Here is a 16,175-nt window from a genome sequence, read left to right on the forward strand (position 1 = left end):
TACTCGTGCTGCGGCGCGCCGTGCGTGCGTGTGCCATGCGAGTGCCGTGCGAGTGCCGGAGCAGGAGAACGATCGATCAGGAGAACGAGAACGATTCCGGCGTGGCACGGCCATCCTGGCCGTGGACGACGCGTAGCGTCGCCTCCGTGCCTCTCCGGAACACGGGCTGGAAGCCCGTGCCACCTCCGGAGCGGGCGGGACGCCCGCGCCACTTCAGCAGCGGCAGGTACCGAGGCCGAAGGCCGACAGCTTGCCATGCCGCCGCTCCGGAATTACGGTTCGTAGCGAAACATTTCCTCCCGTATTTCCGCGGTGGCCCGCCCGGCCGGAGCGACCCGGATGACGAGCAGTCGCGCATCCGCCAGCCACGCCCGCGCAGCAGCTTCCTCGGCAGCCCGCTGTTGTTCATGGTCAATGTGCCCCTCGCGCACCCATCTCCATCGTCCCCGCCAGCGTTCCCGTCGTGCTTCCCGGTCGTCCGTTCCTGGCACCTCGGGCTTCCGGACCACAGTGAAGTCCATCCGCCGCGAGGAGATCACGAACGGCACCGTTTGCATAAATTCGGCCAGACTCTCGCCCGAGGTGACCGGATGCACCGTTGTCGCCTCACCGAGCCTGTCGTTAACCAGCACATAACGCACGCCATCGAACCAGCTTTCGGGCTCAAATAAACGGTCGATCCCGGGAAGCCGGATGCCGGCGCATACCGGGCGGCGTTCGCGCAAGGTAAGGTGGATGTTGCCAAAGCTGATCTCCGTACGCAGCACCTTCACCTCGATACCGGGTCCCCGGGCCTTCGCTCCGGCGCGTAACGGCAATTCGCAGACGATCTCCGGGCGTCCCACCCGATACTCCAGCTTGCCCTCCCAGGCGAATGGCGGGGGCGGCCACGGATTTTCTGTCCGGGAAAAAACCCCGGACAGCGGAAACAGCCACTCGCAGACCGGCGACTCGTATCCTGCCGCGAATTGCGTGAATTGCGCGAATGGCGTGACACCTCGCTTGCGCAGCAAGCCGTATGCGATCGCAAGATTATCCGATCTCGAGTTCCGGGCAGCAGTTGTTTCCCATGTCTGGCGTCCGGGTGCATCGACTTCGAGCCTCACCGGCTCCCAGACAAGGTCTTCGTGCGGCGGCGCCACCCGGAGTGTAACCGCAGGCTGGATACGAGGCAGATCGTGCAACACATCCTCGCGCCAGGCGCGATCTCTTTGGCTATCACCGTTTTCCTGTTTTCGTAGTGTCGTGTTGGAAAACCGGATAAACCGGAACTCGTGGCGGGATACCACGGGTTTCCCCACCACACCGGAACGCGATACTACAAATTGGGGCGTTTCGTTTCCGGTTCCGGAAGCGAACACCGCGCGTTGTTCACCCGGCAGCCGGCGAACGAAATCCACCGGCCAGAAACGCGCGGCGCTCAGGGCGAGGATAAACCCGAGTGTGCCTGCGAGCCAGGCTCTCCATTCCGAACGTCGTATCCAGGCGCCCCTCCATGCGATCGCTGCGCTCGTCAGCAAAACACCTGCGCCGGCAAGCATCCGGCTGGCAAACAACGATTTGCCCATCAGCACCCCGTCAAGCCCGACGGGATTCGCGCCGGGGAGCAAGATGATGAACAGGCACGACACCAGCGCCGCGATGATCAGGCTCGCCGCCACTCCGCGAAAAACAACGGCAAACGTGGACGCCGCCAGCACACAGGCCGCCTGGTTGAGCGCCACGCTGCGCAGCGACACAAAAAACTCCTCCGCGCCCGCGCCATAGCACAGCAATGCCGCCGCCATCACGACCAACGGCGCGAGCCAGCAGGCGATGCCGGCAAACAGCAGCTTGGCCGTCAGCATCTGGCCCGGAGAGACCGGCTGCGTGCGCCAGAACGCTTCCTTTCGCAGCGGACCGTCGGACTGGACGGCACGGGCGATGATGACAAACAGGAGCAGCAGGTCGGCGAGCAGCGCGACCTGCAGGACGGTTGCTTCCGTTGCGCCGTAACCGGGTTCGGACGGTTCGAGCCGTGCCATCAGCCACAAGGGCAACGCCAGCCGCAGCAACCAGACGCCGCCCCAGACCAGCAACAGCCAGCGTTGCCGGCGCAGGTCTTTTTTGACGATGTGCCAGACGAGTGCGAAGCGGCGCGGCGCGAGTGCCGGCGCGGCCGGAGAATCGGGAGAGGCGGGGGAAAGCGTTTTCATGATACAGGATTTTTCAGGTTTGGCGCAGGCGTCCGCGCCAGGGTCAGGTAGATCTCGCGCAATGGCATCGGCCTCGCCGTGATCGTGATGTTGTCCGCTGCGCCCGGCGCATCCGTTGCGGACGCCAGCGGCGACAGCAACCGTTCGCGGCAAGCGCGTTCGCTGTCGCTCCCGCGCCATGCCGTATCCACAAACCCGGCACGTGAACCGGCCTGCTCCACGTCGAGCCACGCCGGATTGCCGGTCCCCGTCAGCCGCCGCGCCGCTTCCGCCGCCGCCGCGGGCGAACCGAAGCGCAACTCCACCCGGCGGACCCGCGCCTGCAAGGCTTCGAGCGATTCGGCGAGTTGCAGGCGCCCCCGGTCGATGATCGCAATGTGATCGGCGAGCCGCTCCACCTCCTCGATATCGTGCGAGGAAAGCAGGACGGTCCACTCGCCGAGGAGCGATGCCTCGATCAGACCGCGGATGAAATCGTCGCGCGCCACCGGATCGAGTCCGCCGAACGGTTCGTCGAGCAGCAGCAGCCGGGGGCGCCGGGCAAGCGCGACGAGCAGCGCCGCCTTCATCCGCATGCCGCGCGAGAGGTGACGCAGTTGCCGGTCCGGCGGCAGTTCGAAAGTGCGCAGCAACACAGCTTCGAGCTCGCGATCCCATGCCGGATAAAACGGACGGCAATAATCGGCAAACTCGCCCAAAGTCATCCGGTCGGGCAGGTCCTGCCCTTCGGCGACGTAGCCGATGCGGGCGAATTCGGCGGGGCCGAGTTTTCGGGAATCGCAACCGAGCACGAAGGAACTCCCGTCGTGCGGCGCGAGGAGGTTGAGCAGGAGTTTTATTGTGGTCGTCTTGCCCGCGCCGTTGGGGCCGAGCAAGGCGAACACGGACCCGGCGGGCACGCGCAACGTGAGGGCATCGAGGGCTTTCCGGCGGCCGAAGCGCCGGGTGAGGGCAAAGGTTTCGATGGCGTGTTTCATCGTGGTCGGGAGGTGATGCCGTTGAGGTGAAGGCGGCTGACAGGACGGAACGGGAACGGCGGACGGGTTCAGGGCGGGGAGAGGCTTTCCCAGTGGCGGGCGACGGCGTCCTGCAAATCTTCGAGCGAGACGCCGCGTTTGAGGGATTCGACGACGAGGCGTTCGATGTCCGGGTCGAGCCCGGCAGCGCGGGCCTTGCGCGCGCGAATGCCGGACGCGTCTTCCGGGCGGGCGGCCACGGTGCTGCCGACGGCGGGAGTGGTGACGAGCACGCCTTCGGCGACCAGTGCGGCGACGATCTTGTGGGCGGTGTTGGGGTTGATACGGAGCGCCTGGCTGAGCTGGCGCACGGAAGGGAATTTTTCGCCAGCCGCCAGTTGTCCGCTCACCACGGCCTTGCGGACGGCATGGAGCACCTGCTCCGCCACGGGCTCGCCCGGCCTGAGGGTGATGGGGAACGGCAACATACCGTACTATCTGAACTGGTACGGATAGGACGGCAAGCCGGAAAAAGTGACACGGGCATCTTGCCCGTGGACGGCGCGAAGTGCCGCCCCCGGAGCGGCGGTCTCCAGACCGCTGGACGACGCGCAGCGTCGCCTCCGTGCCTCTCCGGAACACGGGCTGGAAGCCCGTGCCACGCGGAGAGGCAACGCTCACGGGCAGGGATGCCCGTGCCACCTCCGGAGGCGAGGCGCTGACGCGCCTCGTCGCAGCGGCAGGAATGCCGCCGCTCCGTTCACTCCGGTTTCCGCCGGCTCACGGTCACCTCCTGCGCGGGGGCGTTGGCGATGAGCCACAGGCCCTCGTCCGGGGCCGGGGCGAGATCGGCGGCGCGCACGATGCGCACGGCGTGTTTCGCCGCCGCCGGGTCGCCGGCCAGTTTTTCGAAATGGTCGGGGGCGGCATCGAGCGCGGCGGAGTCGAGGCGGTTGCCCTCGCGCCCGGGGAAAAGCGCGAAGCACAGCATGTTCATTTCGACCATCTCGCCGAAAAAATGCGTGCCGAGCGCGATGTCCGGCGTGAGGTCGGCGTGCATCATCGCGAGTTCGCAGATGACGGATATGTGGTTGATCTCGGAAAACCGCACCGGCACCCCGAGCGAGGCCATCTGCGTGCCCCAGCGGCCCGGACCCATCGCCATGACCGCGCCGCCCTGGTCCGCGAGCGCGCGATTGGCCCGGCCGACGGCGCGCGCCACCGCATGCCGGTCCTGCTCGCCAAGCGTGGCGTAGATTTCCGGACGCACCCGGATGATCCAGTCGATGCGCCGCACGCGGCTGTGGCCGACAACCGCGCCGCGCGCCTGCAACAGGATGTCTTCCGGCGGCAGGCGCACCTCGGGCACATCGGGATCGTGCGTGCCCTGGACCTGGAGCGGCCGGCATTGCAGCAAATGAATCCAGTATGAGGAAGGCGGAGCGCCGACGGGAACCGGGGCGTCGGCGCCAGCTTCGAAATTGACGGCGAACTCCACATCCACGGGGCGTCCGTAGGCGGCTTCGAGCGTGCCGAGCAGGGCGCGCATGTCGGCGACGAAGCCGCCCGGCGAAGCGTCGGCCAGCAGCGGTTCGAGCGTGAGCACGCGGACTTCGCGGCCGGTACGGTCGGAGACGTCGTCGTCGCGGGTGGTGAGCAACTCCGCGGGCACGTCGGCGGCGCGGGCGAGCACGGTCTCGAAATCGTGCGAGGCGAGCCGGTCGGCGGCGAGGTCGATGACATCGACCCGGCGTTGCGAGTGGCGAAAGATTTCGTCGAAATCGGCCTCGGGCCGGCGCAGCGGGGCGTTGAGGGCGACGACGCGCGTGTAGTCGTCGTCCACGCGGTCGACGGCGCGTGTGCCGAGCCCGAACACGAGCCGCACCACGCCGGCCTTCGGGTCGATCGCGGGATGCCACGCGAACGGATTCCACGAAAAACCGACGCCGGCCAGGTGCGGATAAAAATACTCGCCCTGGATCGAACCGGTCACACGCATGACGAGCAGTGCCATCTGTTCGTCCCGCTGGAGCAGGTCGTGGCGGGCGCGGTAGCTGAGGGCCTCGCGGCTCATCGTGCTGGCGTAAACCGTGCGCACGGCGTCGAGAAAGGCGCGCAGGCGCTCCTCGCGCGTGCCCTGGTTGGCGCAAAACACGCTCTCGTACTTGCCCGCGAAGGAGCGGCCGTAGTTGTCCTCGAGCAGCGAGGAGGAGCGCACGATGAGCGGGTATTGCCCGAAATAGTCGAGCAGCGCCTCGAACTGCCGGAGCACGTAGTCGGGAAAGGTGCCGGCGCGGATTTTTTCGCACGCCTCGTCCACGCCATCGAGAAACGTGGCCGGGTCGCACTGGCGTTCGCGGTCGGGCCAGAGCCCGTTGCGGACGAGGAAGGTGTAAAACACGTCGGAGCCGACGTAGAACGAATCGTGTTCTTCCAGCTTGCGCGCGAGCGCCGGATGATCGCGGGCGATGATGTTGCGGGCGACGAGCATGCCCGTGGTCTTGCCGCCGATGAGCCCGGTGCCGACAAGGCGGCGGCGGACGGCGAGCAGATCGCGGAGGCTGAGGTAACGGCTGACGAGCGGCATGATGGCCTCGTCGCGCGTGATCATCATGCGCACGAGCTGGAGCCACACCTCGGGGTGATCGTCGCCGGCGATGCCGGTGGCTTCGGGGTCGGCGGCCGGACGGGTGCCGGCCACGAGCTCCTCGGCGCGGTGCCAGACTTCGCCGCCATACACTTCGGATGCCGCCCAGTTGGGACCGGCATGCAGGAGCGCGCGGGCGATTTCGGCGCTGGAACGGACGACCTCGAACGAATTGTCCGCCCCCCGGAGGTGGAGAAAATGGATGGTGGGCGAGTCGCGAAACTGCGTCTTGAGCGGGCGCACGTAGAGGCGGTCGCCGCAGCCGAAGACGTCGAGAAAGAGCTGCGTGGTGGCGATGACCGGCTCGGTGGCGTCGCGCGAGTGGCGGCGGCGCAGGAGGCCGAAATACGCGACGGTCTCCAGCTCGAACAGGTAAGGACAGGTGAGCATGAAGAAGTTGCCCAGCATGGCGTCGGAATACCAGTCGGTGGCGAGATCGGAGAGGCAGTCGAAGATGTAGTAGGCCGCGAGCCCGGCCTCGCCGATGACCCTCCGTATCCGATGTATGAATACCTCAAAACCGTCCTCCGGCCGGAGCGTGATCGCCTCGCACGGGAAATCTTCGGGCAGGAGGCGCGGATGGCGGGCGAAGCGGAAGTAAAAAAGCCGGCGCCGGTCGCGCACGGCGGCTTCGGCAAAGGGTGTGACGAAGGCCTGGTACTGGGAGACGCTATCGACGTGCCACACGATGTTGTCGCCGGCGAGCACCCGGTCGATGGCGGCATCGAAAGCGGGCAGGCCGGAAGTATCTGGCGGGGTGTTCTGTTTGGGTGTATGCAAGGGGAAGTTGGCAGGTGGCGGTTTGAAATTTGAAGTTGGAAGTTTGAAGTTGGTGGCTGTCGGTTCCTTCCCGCATTTTGTCACCAATTTCAAATTACAAACTTCCAACTTCAGATTTCAAATTTCAAAATCGGCCTTGGCCGGTCATCGCATCGGGCCGACATGGCCGTCGAAATAAAGCGCGTTGCGCACGTTGCCATGGACGGGCCGGGGCGGCACACGCGGGTCGGTGGCATAAAAGGAACTCGAATCTTCGGGCAGCTGTTTCCGGTCAAATTCGCGCAAGGCGACCGTGGTGGCAGGCTCGGGCAACGCGGAGATCTGCATCGGACGGACGAGATTGTCCGGGTTGCTGCTGTAACGGCCGAAAGGGAAATAGCCGGAGCCGTCGTCCGCGCCGGTCTCGCCGGTGGAATAGTAGCAGATGCTGGTTTGCGGGGCGTGATCGGAGTTCAGCCACGCCGGGCAGGAGAGCGCCTGGGCGCGCATTTCGGTGGAGGGCGGTGGCGGCTGGAGGCCGAAGTAGGGAACGAGGAAATTGGCCAGGTTGCCGCTGCCGGTATCGAAGCTCCCGGAGGCGTCCGAATTGTAAACCGGACCCTGGCCGCGCCAGAGCGGGCCGGGAAGCAGGTCGCGGCTGTCGGTGGCGTAGTTGAGCATGGCCACGCCGGCCTGGCGAAGATTGGAGCGGCAGGTGGCGATGCGGGCCTGGTTGCGGATATGCCCGATCCCGGCGATCACGAGACCGGCAAGTACGCCGATGAGGGTAATGACGGCCAGAAGCTCGATCAGCGTCACGCCGCGTCGGGAACGGACGCCGGCCGGGGGCAACGGACGAAAACGGGGAAAAATGCGGCAGATCATGACAGGGACGGAACTAAAACAGAATCCCGCGGCAGGGCGAGTCTGCGATAGCGGGGCTGCAAACGCCCCCTTCGCGTCGCGCTTAGCGGGCGTGCACGGGCACTTCCTGCACGCGATTGCGCGAGGCGATGACGAAAAATACGCACCAAGCCGCAATCAGCAGCCCGAAGGCGAGGCCGACAGCGATCCAGAGTGAGCGAGCCTGTGACGGTTTCTTCATGACACGAACGGGAGGCACGGCAGTTCACGACGCGGCAGCGGATTTGTCGAGTGCAGGCCGACAACCCGATCCACTTCCGGCCTCCCGCCGGCTCCCGTCCGCGGCGGCGGGATTTCCGGGAACCGGGCGGCCTCCGGGGAAGAACAGGCGAGCGAGCCGCATTTTGGGATTCAGGATTTCGGAAATTCGTTTGAGGTCTGCGGTATGGAATCTGTGTCTGGTCCGGAATCATCAGGAAAACCTCTTCTCTACATCATTCTCGGCGCGGCCGGTTCGGGGCGTCGCGAGGTGATCGCCGATCTGGTGGCCGACGGGCTGGGCGAGGAGGACAACGCGGTCCTGTTGTTGCCGGAGGGCGAGGCGGCGGCCGGCGAAGCGCTCGCCGACGTGACCACGGCCCACTGGCAACTGGAGGCAGGGACGATCGATGCGCAGGTGCCGGCGGGAGCGACGCATGTGTTTTTCCTGACCGACGGCCGGGGCAACCCGGTGGACCAGCTCGAGGCGCTCGTACCGTGGAGCCGGGCAGCCGGTCTGGAGGTGGCGCGGGTGATCACGGTGGTCAACTGCCAGCTCGCGGAGCATCACACGGAGCTGCTCGCGTGGTACGACGCCTGCATCCATTTTTCGGATGTGACGCTGCTGCACCGGCGCGAAGGCGTGGCCAACAAGTGGATGTCGGACTTCCAGGCACGCTATCGCGACCGGTATTATCCGTGCCTGTTCGAGCTGGTGAAAGGCAGCCGGGTGCGCAATCCGGCGCTCGTTCTGGAATCCGAAGCGCGCCGGATGTCGCATGCGTTCGATGCCGACGAATGGGCCGGGATCTCGCTCGAAGGCGTGGAATTCGGCACGGAAGACGAGGAGGACGACGAGGGCGACCGCCTCGCTCCATCGGGCAAATCCGGAAAAAAGGCGAAGCGCGCCGCGAAGAAAAAGGAGGCCGCCGACAAGGAGGACGACGATGGCATGGACCTGCCCGAAATCGACCCGTATTTCGAGCGCCGCGCCGGCGGCCAGCGGATCCGGGTAATCCCGGATGTGAGCCGGTTTCTGTAGGGCGGGATTTCTGATTTTCGATTCCCGATTTTCGATTGGAGGCGCTGCCGCGCCAGATGCGGGATGATGCGCAGTTCCCGATTGGTAACGGATGTTACGCGGAGGACGGCGTGGCACGGGCTTCCAGCCCGTGGGTTTGGTGTGGCATGGGCATCCGTGCCCATGATTGCCGGGGGGTGGGAGGGACGTTTGCGGCGCGGAGCGCCGTCCACGGGCAAGGATGCCCGTGCCACGTCGGCCCGCGTCACTTCAGTTGGTGATCAGGAATCGGAAATCGTCCGGCCGCCTTCACTGCGCCTTGAACAGGGCGGCGATCACGTCCTCCAGCGGCACATCCTCGATCGTGATGTCGGCCACGGGACCGGCGGCGAGGATGCGTTGCGACACGGCCACCACCTGATCGGTCGGCACATGCAGGGTGATTTCGCCGTCGCCGGCCACGACCGGCGGCTCGACACCCTCCGGCGCGAAGGCGGCGACATCCGCAAACGGCCCGACCGCTCCCGCCGCAGTTCCGGCCGCGATCCCGACCGGCAACGCTTCCGCTGCGGGGCGAAACCGGATGATCTTTTTCCGGCCGCCCGCCATTTCCAGACGGGCCAGACTGCCATCGTGAATTTTCAGGCCCTTGTGGATGACGATCACGCGCTCGCACAGCTCTTTTATGTCGGCCATGTAGTGGCTGGTGAGCAGGATCGTCACCCGGTGGCGGCGGTTGTAGTCGCGCAGGAAAGAACGGACGGCTTTTTGTGAAACGACGTCGAGCCCGATGGTCGGCTCGTCGAGAAACAGGACGCGCGGGCGATGGAGCAGCGCGGCGATGAGCTCCATCTTCATGCGTTCGCCGAGCGAGAGCTCGCGCACCATGACGTTGAGCTTGGCGCGCACATCGAGGAGGTCCACGAGTTCGTCGAGCGTTTCCTGATACTGCTTCGCGGGCAGGCCGTAAATATGACGGAGGAGGAGAAAGGACTCGATCGCGGGCAGGTCCCACCAGAGCTGGTTTTTCTGGCCGAGCACGAGCGCGAAGATGCGGCGGTAGGCGTTTTCGCGGCGCACGGGGTCGAAGCCGGCCACGCGCGCGGTGCCGCTCGTCGGGTGGATGAGGCCCGAAAGCATTTTCAGCGTGGTGGTCTTGCCCGCGCCGTTGGGGCCGAGAAACCCGACAAGCTCGCCCTCGGCGATGTCGAACGTGATGTCGCGCGCGGCGGCGGTCTCCTCGAACTCACGGTGGAAAAGCCCCTTCACGCCTCCCATAAAACCGGGCTGCTTTTTGTAGGTGCGGAAAACGCGGGTGAGCTGACGGACTTCGATCATGGAAAAGCAACTACGGGGAGCCTTGGGAAATTCATTTTTAACCACTAATGGACACTAATCCCAAACCATGAGGGAACCGCTAAAGGACGCTAACGGGCGCTAAAACCGGACTTTTTTGTTTTAGCGCCCGTTAGCGCCCTTTAGCGGTCCTCTTTCTGTTCCGGTCATTGGTGATCAGGGTTTGGGTGGTTTGATTTCGGAGCAGATAATCCGCAATGGTCCGTCACTCCGCCGGGATCACCGTCTGGATGTGCAATTCCTTGAGCTGTTTCGCGGTGACGGGCGTCGGGCTCTGCGCCATCAGGTCCTGGCCTTTTTGCGTTTTCGGGAAGGCGATCACGTCGCGGATGCTCGTGGTGCCGCAGAGCAGCGCCACCAGGCGGTCGAGGCCGAACGCGATGCCGCCGTGCGGCGGGGCGCCGTAGGTGAACGCCTTCAGCATGTAGCCGAAACGGCTTTCGACGACGTCCTTCGGGATTTTCAGAACGTCCTCGAAAACCTTTTTCTGCAACGCCGGCTGGTGGATGCGGATCGAGCCGCCGCCGAGCTCCATGCCGTTGAGCACGAGGTCGTAGTGCTGGCCGCGGACGGCCTTCGGGTCGGAGTCGAGCAGCGCGGCATCCTCGGGGACCGGAGCGGTGAACGGGTGATGCGTGGCCACGTAGCCGCCGCGTTCCTCGTCGTAGCTCATCAGCGGGAAATCGACGACCCAGAGAAACTTCCAGTCGCTGGCATCGATCGCGAGCTTGCCGCGCTTCACGAGGAGCTGCGCGGCCTCGAGACGGATGCGGCCGAGGATGGCGCAAGCCTGTTCCCACGGAGCGGCGGCGAAGAAGATCATGTCACCCTCGGCGACGCCGAGTTTTTCGGTGAGCGCGGCTTTCTCGGCGTCGGAGAAAAATTTGACGATCGGCGATTTCCATTCGCCGCCCTCGACCTTGATGAAGGCGAGGCCCTTCGCGCCGAGCGACCTGGCGATGTCCTCGAGGTTCTTGAGTTCGCCCTGCGTGAGGTCGGCGAGGCCTTTGGCGTTGATCGCCTTGATGACGCCGCCGTTCTCCACCGTGGTCTTGAAAACCTTGAAGGCGGAGGTCCTGAATGTATCCGAAAAGTCTGACAGCTCGATGCCGAAGCGCAGGTCGGGCTTGTCCACGCCGAAACGGTTCATCGCCTCGACATAGGGCATGCGCAGGAACGGCGTCGGGATGTCCACATCGAGGACGTCCTTCCACACCTTTTTCAGCATGCCTTCGAACAGCCGGTAAACGTCCTCGCGCGTGATGAACGACGCCTCGACGTCCACCTGGGTGAACTCCATCTGGCGGTCGGCGCGCAGGTCCTCGTCGCGGAAACAGCGGGCGATCTGGAAATACCGCTCCACGCCGGCGACCATGAGGATCTGCTTGAACTGCTGCGGCGACTGCGAGAGCGCGTAGAACTGGCCCGGGTGGATGCGCGAGGGCACGAGGTATTCGCGCGCGCCCTCGGGCGTGGACTTGAAGAGGGCGGGCGTCTCGACCTCGATGAATTCCTGCGCGTCGAAGTAGTCGCGGATGGACTTGGTGGCGCGGTGACGTACCTGCAGGTTCCTGCGCATGCGCGGGCGGCGCAGGTCGAGGTAGCGATAGGTGAGGCGCAGGTCTTCGTTGACCTTGTCGGCCGCGGCGTCGTCGAGCGGAAACGGCGGTGTTTCCGAGATGTTGTGGATGATGAGGGCGGTGGCATCGATCTCGATGGCGCCGGTCGGGAGGTTCTTGTTGACCGTGCCCTCGGGCCGGGGAACGACCTTGCCTTCGGTCTCGATGACGGACTCCGGCTTCAGCGTGGCGGCCAGGGCACCGAGTTCCGGGTTGGTCTGCGGGTCGAATTTCACCTGCGTGATGCCTTTGCGGTCGCGCAGGTCGATGAAAAGGATGCCGCCGTGGTCGCGGATGGAATCAACCCAGCCGATGAGCGAGACGGTCGCGTCGAGATCGGCCAAGGTGAGCTGGGCACAGTGATGGGTGCGCTTCATCATAACGGTATGGTAACAGTAATCGGTCGGTAAACGGTTTGTCGGAACGGATCGGAAACAGTCCGGGAAAAGTCCGGAAAAACCGCCAGCAAAGCCGCTCCGTCCGCCCCGCGGCAACGAGATAATCGCGGATGCGGCGACCGCACGCCGCTTTTCCGGAAAAGGACACCCTCTGCCCGCCTCTTTCCGCCTGCTGCCGACGCTCCGCTAATCCGGAAGATGAGTAAAACCGCATTCGACTTCAGGATAATAAGTTATATCCATTTTTAGATGCTACCAATCATGCCTTTTTTTATTATTTGCCTTGCATGTTGCCGTAAAACCGCTCTCCTCCGGAACCTTATCGTTAGAGCACGTTAGATGACAGGAACTGGTGATTCGTCAGATGGAGTCAGGCTTCAAGTGATGATTTCGAAACCCGATGACCGGGAACGGACTGGCAGCAGACGCAATTCTACGACCCACATCACATGAGCAATTCCAAACTCTACGTCGGCAACATGTCCTTCAAGACCTCCGAAGACGAACTCCGTTCGGCTTTCGGCCAGTTCGGCAACGTGACCGACGTTTATGTCGCCATGGACAAGATGACCGGCCGCCCCCGCGGTTTCGCGTTCGTCACCATGAGCACGCCTGAAGAGGCGAAAATCGCGGCCGAGAAGCTGAATGGCGTCGACCTCGGCGGTCGCGCTCTCACCGTCAATGAAGCCCGTCCCAAGGAAGAAGGCGCCGGCCGTTCCTTCGGTGGTGGCGGCGGTGGCGGTGGCCGCGGCGGTTTCGGCGGTGGCCGTGACCGTGATCGCGGTGGCTTCGGCGGCGGTCGCGACCGTCGTTACTGAGCCGGTTCCTGCAATCCGCTTTTTTCCACGGGCATCCCTTTCCGGGGTGCCCGTTTTTTTTTGGTGCCGGCCCCCCCCTCTGCTCTCCCCTGCTCCTGCAAGATTGTTACAATCCGGAAACAGCCCGGCTTTACACTCGGCAATCCGCGTGCTCCGCATAACTTGATCCACCAAAGTCCATGTCGGAATCCGTCCCGCAAACGTCACCAGCATCACAAAAAATCCTCGTCGTCGACGACGAGCCCGACGTCACCGAACTGCTCGCCTTCCACCTCCGGGCCAAGGGATTTGTCGTCGAAACGCTCAACGATCCCAATCTCAGCCTCGGCTTTGCCCGCACTTTCCGGCCCGACCTCGTCATCCTCGACGTGATGATGCCCGATCTCAGCGGCATCCAGCTCTGCCGCCTGCTCCGCGCCGATCCCTGGCTCGGCAAGGTGCCCGTCATGTTCCTCACCGCCAAGGCCGAAGAGGGCGACCGCATCCAGGGGCTGGAGACAGGGGCCGACGACTACATCTGCAAACCCTTTTCCACGAAGGAAGTCGTCCTGCGCGTGCAGACCATCCTCCGCCGCGTCGGCGACGCCGCGATCGCCCCCGCCGGCGATGCCGCCGCCTCCTCCCGCCTCCTGCGCGCCGGAGACATCACCCTCGACACCGAGCGGCACGAAGTCGCCATCTCCGGCCAGCCCGTCGATCTCACCGCCACCGAATTCAAGCTCCTGCAACTCCTCATGGAGCGGCGCGGCCGGGTGCAGACCCGCGAACACCTCCTCATCAACGTCTGGAATTACGAAACCGAAATCGAAACCCGCACCGTCGACACCCACGTCCGCCGTCTCCGCGAAAAACTCGGCGAGCATGCCGACCTCATCGAAACCATCCGCGGCGTCGGCTACCGCATGGCGGCGCGCTGAGCGCGCGACCATGCAGGGTTCAGGGTTTGGCGTTTGTGGAGTTTAGCGTTCAGAGTGCCGGAATGCCAAACGCCACATCCGCCCCGCCCTCCGCCCCGAACCCCGGGTACCGAACCCTGAACTCCTAACCCTGAACCGGCGGTGCCTCGCGCCGCATCCGATGATCTGGCTCGCTCTCATCCTCCTCTCGCTCGTCCTCGCCGTCACCCTCCTGCGGCTGCTGGCGCATCGGCGTGCCCTGAGCGCCCTGCACATGGCCATCCTCCAGCGCCAGCCGCTCCTCCAGGAAAACCTGCCCACCCGCACGGATACCGCCTGGCGCAGCCTCTGCGAGGCCGCCAACCATCTCATTGCCGACATTGCTCGCCTCGACCGGCAGCGTGTCGGCCAGCTTGCCCAGCTCGAAGCCACCCTCGGCAGCCTTCAGGAAGCCGTCCTCGTCATCGACGCCGCCAACACCGTCCTCCTCGCCAACAAGGCCCTCGGCGCCATCTTCCCCCGCGCCGACGCCATCCTGCACCGCCGCCTGGAAACCGTTGTCCACAACGCCGCCTTCCTCCGCTACGTCGAGGCCGTCCGCCGCGACGGCGCCCGCCCGCAGGAAGAAATCGAGTTTGCCGACGACACCTCCGCCGCCGTCACCTGGCTGGAGGTCACCGGCACCGTCATCCCCGACCTCCACATCGGCCAGCCGCCCTGCGTGCTTTTCGTCCTGCACAACATCACCCGGCAAAAACGCCTCGAGGCCGTGCGCAAGGATTTTGTCGCCAACGTCTCCCACGAGCTCCGCACCCCGCTCAGCGTCATCAAGGGCTACGTCGAGACGATCATCGAAAGCGGCGGCGAACTGCCCGCCGCGCAGCGCGACAAGTTTCTGCTCACCATCCAGCGCCACACCGACCGGCTCAACTCGATCATCGAGGACCTGCTGACGCTCTCCCGCCTCGAATCCGGCAAGGCCGGCCTGCAGCGCGAGCCCGCCGATCTCGTCCGCCTCGTCCAGGGCATCCTCGACGATTACCGTTCGCGTCCCGCCGCCGCCCGCCACGAATTGCATTTCTCGCCCGGCTCCGCGCCCCTGCCGCTGGCGTTCGATCCGCTCAAACTCTCGCTCGTTTTTCACAACCTCCTCGACAACGCCCTCAACTACACGCCGGCCGGCAGCCGCATCGACATCACCTTGCAGCTCAAGGGATCCGAAGTGGAGGTCTGCGTCCGCGACAACGGCCCCGGCATTCCCTCCGCCGATCTGCCGCATCTCTTCGAACGGTTTTATCGCGTGGACAAAGGCCGGGGGCGCGACACCGGCGGCACGGGCCTCGGCCTCTCGATCGTGAAGCACATCGTGCAACTCCACGGCGGACGCGTGCGGGTCGAAAGCACCCAGGGACGCGGCACCGCGTTTTTCTTCACACTCCCCGTCTCCTCACGCCCGTCCTGAGCAGCCCCCCGCCCCCTGCCCGAAACCCGATGTTGGACATCCCCGGCCCTTTCCGTTGCCATGGGCCACCATGTCCGCCACCGCAAGCCATCCCTCGTCGTCCTCCCTGCCCGTCTCGCCAGCCGTCGCCCTCGCCTCCGGTCTGTTGCCCGAAGATGCTCTCGGCCGGATCGTGCCCCTCGAGGGCGCGATCAATTTCCGCGATCTCGGAGGTTTGCCCGCCGGCGACGGACGCCGCGTGCGCAGCCGGCGGATTTACCGCGCCGGCCTCATCGACCGCCTCTCCGATGCGGATGTCGCCGAACTCGCCGCCCGCCGCATTCTCACCGTTCTCGATTTTCGCGAGGCCGACGAAGCGGCCCATGCCCCCGACCGCCTGCCCGGCGACGCGATCGCGATCACGCTTTGCTCCGCCGGACACGACAGCCCTGACGCATGGGCGCGCCAGCTCGCCACCGCCGATTCCGGCGTGCCCTTCATGGAGGCGTTTTACGCGAGCACCGGTTCGCTGGCGGCCCGCTACCGGCCCTTTTTCGAACACCTCCTCGCCTTGCCCGAAGACCGGGCGCTGCTGTTTCACTGCACGGTGGGCAAGGATCGCACCGGCATTGGCGCCGCGCTGCTGCTCTCCGCTCTCGGCGTGCCCGACGAAGCCATCCTCGCCGATTACCTGCTCACCAACACCTGCCGCGCCGCCCTCGCCGACGACATGAACATCCCCGGACTCCTCGACGGCGTGGAGGTGAAACCGCAGGTCGCGCGCGACCTCCTGTCCGCCCGGCCCGAATACCTGCGCGCGCTCCGCGACTCCATCACGCAACGGCACGGCACGTTCGCGACATTTCTGGAAACCGTCCTCGGCGTCGGCGAAACCGAAGTGCGCCTGCTCCGGGAGAAATTCACCGAGCCGGCGTAGCGTAGCCGGA

The 16,175-nt window shown here is 65.2% G+C and carries 13 protein-coding genes; 5 read left to right on the forward strand and 8 right to left on the reverse strand.

Features of this window, described 5'->3' with window-relative positions:
• Window positions 1-272: 272 nt before the first annotated feature.
• The 6 genes from OPIT5_05310 to OPIT5_05335 form a co-directional block, all read right to left on the reverse strand.
• The gene (locus tag OPIT5_05310; protein AHF89731.1) at window positions 273-2,195 is read right to left on the reverse strand and encodes a hypothetical protein; all 1,923 of its coding nucleotides are present in this window, start codon (window positions 2,193-2,195) and stop codon (window positions 273-275) included.
• Window positions 2,192-3,172, reverse strand: a complete 981-nt coding sequence (locus OPIT5_05315; protein AHF89732.1) for an ABC transporter — start codon at window positions 3,170-3,172, stop codon at window positions 2,192-2,194. Before OPIT5_05315 ends, OPIT5_05310 begins: the two co-directional genes overlap by 4 nt.
• A gap of 68 nt (window positions 3,173-3,240) precedes the next feature.
• Window positions 3,241-3,639: a GntR family transcriptional regulator gene (locus OPIT5_05320; protein AHF89733.1), complete on the reverse strand. Its 399-nt coding sequence runs from the start codon at window positions 3,637-3,639 to the stop codon at window positions 3,241-3,243.
• A 272-nt stretch (window positions 3,640-3,911) separates the two neighbouring features.
• The gene (locus OPIT5_05325; protein AHF89734.1) at window positions 3,912-6,578 is read right to left on the reverse strand and encodes a pyruvate phosphate dikinase; all 2,667 of its coding nucleotides are present in this window, start codon (window positions 6,576-6,578) and stop codon (window positions 3,912-3,914) included.
• Window positions 6,579-6,722: 144 nt separating this feature from the next.
• On the reverse strand, window positions 6,723-7,442 hold the full coding sequence (locus OPIT5_05330) for an N-terminal cleavage protein (GenBank protein ID AHF89735.1): 720 nt from the start codon (window positions 7,440-7,442) through the stop codon (window positions 6,723-6,725).
• A gap of 82 nt (window positions 7,443-7,524) precedes the next feature.
• Complete coding sequence (locus tag OPIT5_05335; protein AHF89736.1) at window positions 7,525-7,662, reverse strand: hypothetical protein; 138 nt, start codon at window positions 7,660-7,662, stop codon at window positions 7,525-7,527.
• Between the two features lie 204 nt (window positions 7,663-7,866).
• Here OPIT5_05335 and OPIT5_05340 point away from each other — a divergent pair, with 204 nt between their 5' ends.
• Window positions 7,867-8,721: a hypothetical protein gene (locus tag OPIT5_05340; GenBank protein ID AHF89737.1), complete on the forward strand. Its 855-nt coding sequence runs from the start codon at window positions 7,867-7,869 to the stop codon at window positions 8,719-8,721.
• A 288-nt stretch (window positions 8,722-9,009) separates the two neighbouring features.
• On the opposite strand, the gene OPIT5_05345 is transcribed toward OPIT5_05340, so the two are convergent.
• A complete protein-coding gene (locus OPIT5_05345; GenBank protein AHF89738.1) occupies window positions 9,010-10,038 on the reverse strand; it encodes an ABC transporter in 1,029 nt (342 codons plus the stop codon).
• A 223-nt stretch (window positions 10,039-10,261) separates the two neighbouring features.
• Window positions 10,262-12,052: an aspartyl-tRNA synthase gene (gene aspS, locus OPIT5_05350; protein AHF89739.1), complete on the reverse strand. Its 1,791-nt coding sequence runs from the start codon at window positions 12,050-12,052 to the stop codon at window positions 10,262-10,264.
• A 470-nt stretch (window positions 12,053-12,522) separates the two neighbouring features.
• Here aspS and OPIT5_05355 point away from each other — a divergent pair, with 470 nt between their 5' ends.
• The 4 genes from OPIT5_05355 (at window position 12,523) to OPIT5_05370 (ending at window position 16,165) form a co-directional block, all read left to right on the forward strand.
• A complete protein-coding gene (locus OPIT5_05355) occupies window positions 12,523-12,891 on the forward strand; it encodes an RNA-binding protein (GenBank protein ID AHF89740.1) in 369 nt (122 codons plus the stop codon).
• A 179-nt stretch (window positions 12,892-13,070) separates the two neighbouring features.
• A complete protein-coding gene (locus tag OPIT5_05360; protein AHF89741.1) occupies window positions 13,071-13,808 on the forward strand; it encodes an ArsR family transcriptional regulator in 738 nt (245 codons plus the stop codon).
• A 160-nt stretch (window positions 13,809-13,968) separates the two neighbouring features.
• Complete coding sequence (locus OPIT5_05365) at window positions 13,969-15,249, forward strand: histidine kinase (GenBank protein AHF89742.1); 1,281 nt, start codon at window positions 13,969-13,971, stop codon at window positions 15,247-15,249.
• A 70-nt stretch (window positions 15,250-15,319) separates the two neighbouring features.
• Window positions 15,320-16,165, forward strand: a complete 846-nt coding sequence (locus tag OPIT5_05370) for a protein tyrosine phosphatase (GenBank protein AHF89743.1) — start codon at window positions 15,320-15,322, stop codon at window positions 16,163-16,165.
• Window positions 16,166-16,175 lie beyond the last annotated feature (10 nt).

The organism is Opitutaceae bacterium TAV5 (assembly GCA_000242935.3).
Taxonomy (GTDB): Bacteria; Verrucomicrobiota; Verrucomicrobiia; order Opitutales; family Opitutaceae; genus Geminisphaera.

What these genes read in the sequence shown, in the direction of transcription:
- OPIT5_05310 (AHF89731.1), bottom strand. Translation starts at nt 2,195, where the DNA reads ATGAAAACGCTTTCCCCCGCCTCTCCCGATTCTCCGGCCGCGCCGGCA.
- OPIT5_05315 (AHF89732.1), bottom strand. Translation starts at nt 3,172, where the DNA reads ATGAAACACGCCATCGAAACCTTTGCCCTCACCCGGCGCTTCGGCCGC.
- OPIT5_05320 (AHF89733.1), bottom strand. Translation starts at nt 3,639, where the DNA reads ATGTTGCCGTTCCCCATCACCCTCAGGCCGGGCGAGCCCGTGGCGGAG.
- OPIT5_05330 (AHF89735.1), bottom strand. Translation starts at nt 7,442, where the DNA reads ATGATCTGCCGCATTTTTCCCCGTTTTCGTCCGTTGCCCCCGGCCGGC.
- OPIT5_05335 (AHF89736.1), bottom strand. Translation starts at nt 7,662, where the DNA reads ATGAAGAAACCGTCACAGGCTCGCTCACTCTGGATCGCTGTCGGCCTC.
- OPIT5_05340 (AHF89737.1), top strand. Translation starts at nt 7,867, where the DNA reads ATGGAATCTGTGTCTGGTCCGGAATCATCAGGAAAACCTCTTCTCTAC.
- OPIT5_05345 (AHF89738.1), bottom strand. Translation starts at nt 10,038, where the DNA reads ATGATCGAAGTCCGTCAGCTCACCCGCGTTTTCCGCACCTACAAAAAG.
- aspS (AHF89739.1), bottom strand. Translation starts at nt 12,052, where the DNA reads ATGAAGCGCACCCATCACTGTGCCCAGCTCACCTTGGCCGATCTCGAC.
- OPIT5_05355 (AHF89740.1), top strand. Translation starts at nt 12,523, where the DNA reads ATGAGCAATTCCAAACTCTACGTCGGCAACATGTCCTTCAAGACCTCC.
- OPIT5_05360 (AHF89741.1), top strand. Translation starts at nt 13,071, where the DNA reads ATGTCGGAATCCGTCCCGCAAACGTCACCAGCATCACAAAAAATCCTC.
- OPIT5_05365 (AHF89742.1), top strand. Translation starts at nt 13,969, where the DNA reads ATGATCTGGCTCGCTCTCATCCTCCTCTCGCTCGTCCTCGCCGTCACC.
- OPIT5_05370 (AHF89743.1), top strand. Translation starts at nt 15,320, where the DNA reads ATGTCCGCCACCGCAAGCCATCCCTCGTCGTCCTCCCTGCCCGTCTCG.